This window comes from Rothia sp. HMSC069C04 (assembly GCF_001812895.1).
GTDB lineage: Bacteria > Actinomycetota > Actinomycetes > Actinomycetales > Micrococcaceae > Rothia.
The window spans coordinates 1-4,014 of sequence record NZ_KV810727.1 but is presented as its reverse complement, the minus strand read 5'-3'; the positions used below and the strand labels follow the sequence as shown (position 1 = coordinate 4,014).

Sequence of the window (4,014 nt, the reverse complement as noted above, 5' to 3'; positions counted from 1 at the left end):
CCCAGGTGTAGAACCCCGGAGAAGCCACACCGGAACCGGTAATGGACAGCACACGACCGCATGCATCATAGCGAACGCGCGCCTCAGAGCCGTCACCGTACACCTGGCGAATCAGACGGGAATCAGCGTCGTACTCGTAGCGAGTCACAGACTGCTCAGGAGTACCGGCAGCCTCATAGGTTGCAGCCAGTCGACCGCACACATCGTAGCTGTACTCGGTCACACGACCCGCGGGGGAAATCATGCGCACCATCTGGTTCGAGCCGTTGTACTCGTAGCGGCTCAGACCGCCCTCAGCGTCCAGTACCTGCACGGGGTTACCCGCGCCGTCATAAACCATCGTAGAGACAGTCGGGTCGTCAGCATCTGCACTAACCTGCGGGCCAGAATCCTCAGAGAGAACCTCGCTGCGTACCGGGCGGCCCAGGTGGTCACACGAGATACGCACGCGGTCAACACCATCGTTAGTGGTGAAGGTCTTGCGCGAGGAATCGACGGAAGTACGTACACTCACGCCGGTCGGGTCAATCAACGCGGTCAGGGTGCTTGCGGCATCATACTCGCGAGTCCACACGCCACCGGCGGGGTCAATGGTGCGGACCAGGCGCATCAAACCATCGTAGGCGTAGTTGAACTGCGCGCCACCCGGCAGGGTAATGCGGTCAATATTGCCGTTCGTATCAAAGGAACGCTCCATACGGCGGCCCAGCGGGTCGACCACGGCAACAATGTCACCGCTCGGACCGTACTCGTACTCGGTACGGGCACCAGCGGGATCCACTGATGCCACCAGGCGACCGCCAGCAGCGTACTCAAAACGCCAGCGGGAACCATCCGGGTCCTGACGGCACACCATGTGACCGGCAGAATCATAGGTGAACTCAGTCTCCAGCCCAAGGGCGGAAACGACCTTCACCAGGTGCCCTGCAGCAGAGTACTCGCAACGGGTCAGCTGCTGCTCAGCGTTACGAATACCGGTCAGCAGACCACACTCGTCATACTCAAAGGAGACGGTAACGCCCTCAGGGCTCACCACGCGCTGCAGCAAGCCATCAGACCACTCAAAACGGGTCACATGACCGTTGCCGTCAGTCATGGAAGAGGGGTTACGCTCAAAATCGTTCGCGTACTCGTAAGTCACCGTAGTCATCGGGCTTACGGCAGGGTTCTGGGCAGACTCCTGCCCCGAAGTAGTCTCATCGAGGGTGCGGCCCTGAGCCTCAGCCTCCAGGCGGGCACGACGAGCCAGACGGGCGGCACGGCGAGCGCGCGGGTCCGTCTCAATAGCACTCACCGTCATAGAAACTACGCGGTCATGCTCGTCATAGGCGAAGAGGGTTTCAGCACCCTCATCGGTGACCTCACGAATAATACGGCCACGCTCATCGCTGTAGCGAGTGATGCGGGAACCATCGCGGTCCACCACGCTCACACGGTTACCAAAGTCATCGTAGGCATAGCTAGCACGCCCACCTTCCGCGTCAACAATAGCGGTCAGGCGTGCGTACTGGTCACTAACCCACAGGTTCGTGTAGGAGGCGTCTTCGTTCGAAACGTCAGTAATGCCGTTCGGCAGGTAGCGGTAGCGAACACGACGACCGTATTCGGTATCCTGCTCGGTAATGCGGCCAGCAGGGTCGTAGTAGTTCGTCACCTCAACAGTGCCGGTGCTAGCCACCACGCGGTGAATCAGACCGGCAGCGTCATGTTCATAACGGCGGGTACCGGCATCACCGTGCACAGCGCACAGGTGGGTACGACCATCAAGGGTGACGTACTCGTAACGCACAGACTGGCCACGTGAAGAGTGAATAGCACCGACAAGACCACCTTCGGTGTACTCCACGTTGATACGTGCACCGCGCTGATGCACGATAGTGCCAACACGGCCGTCCTCATCACGCAGGTACGCGACAGCAGTACCTGCTCCAGCGCTCATACCCAGGTAAACACCGGTGAGGTTAAAAATGTGCTGAGTTCCAGCGTTGTCGGAGATACGCAGCAGAGACGAGGCGTCATAGCCCGTAGCATGCAAAATATAGCGCAGGGAGGGGTCAGCAATAGAACCCTCTTCACCCATCAGCTGGGTAAGGGGCAGTTCTTCAAGCCACCACGCTTCACGCGGAGCACGAGCGTAACCGTGGGTGCCGTCCTCACGAATCATTCGGTCGAAAGTAACCTCACGACCGTCAGCCATCGTCCAGATAGCATTCTCATCGTTCAGCTGCACACGGCTCTCAATATTCGAGGACCAACCAGCACCGAACACACCGGATACAGCATGCTGACCGAAGACAGCCACACTGTTGTACATGCGAGTTACAGAGCAAGCAGAAACCACGCCGGAGAACGCCATATCGGTCTCTTCTTCAATGAAGTTACCGGTTGCAACGTTCACGGGGTCATTCACATAACCGCTTGTGGTGGACATTCCTACTACAGCCGGCGTTGGAACTTCCAAATCGTGGCGCTCAGTACTAACACCAGCTGCGCTGATTGCACCTTCCAGAGTCGAATTGGCAACGGTAATAACCTGGCTCGAGCTACCGTACTTTTCAAAAGTATCGGCTACGATACCCAGCCAGGTCTTATCGTTGGCGTTCGACTTATTCCATGCTTCAAACGTGCTGATGAGATTTTCAGCATCGACGGAGCCCCACTGGCACTTAACCATAAACTCTGTGGAAAGGTTACGCAGCTTGCCAGGCTCAGCATCAAGGCTAGTACCAAGGTTCGCCAAAGTATTAGAGAGAGAGCGCACGGTCGAAGGGCGCGCTGAAGAAACAGTCATACTCCCTGAGCGGGTCTCAGTGCTCTCACGATGACCTAGCGATGTGGTGTCAATCGAGGTATCCGGCTTATACGATGTCGGCTTAGGCGGTTCACCTCCGAACGTTTCAACCCACCATTTGCGGATACCACCCAAGTCATGCTCATAGTGGTACATAAGGTCGCGGTTCTCATTTTCCTTATGAGCTGACTCTTTGAGGCGGTCCACCACATCAGCCAGTTGACGGAAGATGCTGGCGATATCACGACCATCGCTAATGGTGGTATCAATATTTGCCGCCGCAACATCAGCGTAGTGACCTTTAAAGTCCTCCAAAGCTGTTGTCAGCGAGCTCTTGAGGGAGGGTAATGCATTATCAATATTCTGCGCAACGGTGCGGCAGGCATTGGCAAGGGCATCCGACGTAGCATCATCGTACTTGACTTTTTCAGTATTCAGATTCATGCTCTGTTGTCTTTCGGTGTGGTTAGTACGGAAGTGTGGTGATTAAACACGTCCTAGCAAGCACATTTACTGCGCCTAGATACGACGTGCGTTGAAGCCGAATAACAGAAAACGCCGCCTACCGCTCACCGCCCCGTAGCCGGGGAGCGGGGCGGTAAACGGCGTTTACCAGGGAAGGCTTAGGAGCCGCCACCTGCCTGGAAGATATCGGTAGAAATCTGGTTGAGCTGCTCGCGCAGGTCAGTCAGTTCCTGAGTCAGGTTACGCAGGGTGTTTTCTACGCCGGGCCAGGTGTCATTGCGGAAACGCTCAGCCAGGGGGCCGTCCCAGTTGTTGGGGTCCTTCAGCTGGTTACCCTGCTGGTTGAGGTTGTTGATTTCGTTCTGCAGACCGCCATTGATGATGTTCTGGAGAGCAGTAATGGCATCCTTGGCTGCCTGCGATGAGAGTACGCGATCGGACACGATGTTCCTCTTTCGTCGTTGAGTTGCCGGAAGATGTGCATTAGATACGCGAATATCAAATACGCACCGTTAGTGCTTTGCACCACTTCGAACATTACACTATTTCGCGGCAAAGCGCATCCCCTGCACCCTATTGTGAGAAAAATTTCTCATAGTAGACATTGCACATCAGTGCGTGCATATACATTTATCTACTCCCATCAAGCTCTCATCAAGGGTTTTCTCCCGCTACGGTATCCTTAGGAAATGCCAACCCGCTCGGGGTGGCACCCTATCGATAGATTCACCAACCACATACGAAATGAGGACTTTCAT

The 4,014-nt window shown here is 55.9% G+C and carries 2 protein-coding genes; both read right to left on the bottom strand.

The window, feature by feature from the left end:
- Window positions 1–3,235 (bottom strand): DUF6531 domain-containing protein (locus HMPREF2879_RS01955; RefSeq protein ID WP_141753020.1); only part of this gene is annotated, 3,235 nt, incomplete at its 3' end.
- Window positions 3,236–3,414: 179 nt separating this feature from the next.
- A complete protein-coding gene (locus HMPREF2879_RS01950; RefSeq protein WP_005507345.1) occupies window positions 3,415–3,699 on the bottom strand; it encodes a pyrophosphorylase in 285 nt (94 codons plus the stop codon).
- Between the last annotated feature and the right edge of the window lie 315 nt (window positions 3,700–4,014).